This window comes from Haloferula rosea (assembly GCF_016595525.1).
In the GTDB taxonomy this organism is placed as follows: domain Bacteria; phylum Verrucomicrobiota; class Verrucomicrobiia; order Verrucomicrobiales; family Akkermansiaceae; genus Haloferula; species Haloferula rosea.
Genome location: NZ_JAENII010000062.1, coordinates 1 through 383 on the forward strand (window position 1 = coordinate 1; position 383 = coordinate 383).

At 59.5% G+C, this 383-nt stretch carries 1 protein-coding gene; it reads left to right on the forward strand.

Features of this window, described 5'->3' with window-relative positions:
* On the forward strand, window positions 1-270 hold a 270-nt coding region (locus tag JIN81_RS19215; protein WP_234045627.1), incomplete at its 5' end, for a hypothetical protein.
* Window positions 271-383 lie beyond the last annotated feature (113 nt).

The following is a 383-nucleotide window of genomic DNA, read 5'->3' on the forward strand; positions in this document are numbered from 1 at the left end:
GCGGAGCGCCTGGCGAAGGCGGGGCTGGAGTGGATGAGATTGCCGCTGAAAGCGAAGGATCTGGTGGGGCGTGGCCGCTGGCTCGATGAGAAGGCAGTGCTGGCGAGTCTGATCCGGGCGCGGACAGGAGTGCGGAATGCCTGGGTGGCGGATCGCCTCGGAATGGGGACAGAGGGAAATGTGACACGGGCTGTGAGGCGAGTCAGGGAAGAGAAAAGGCTGGGTAGAATGTTGAAGGATTGTGAGCGAATGCTGGAAAAACGGGACTGACCCCTTTTGGATCAATCCTCACTGCTGTCCAAAACAGCGGTGAGTCATGGGGGCGGTTTCTGATTTGAGGCGGTTTTGGGGTCGGCAGCGCGCGTTTTTCGGAATGGTGATCT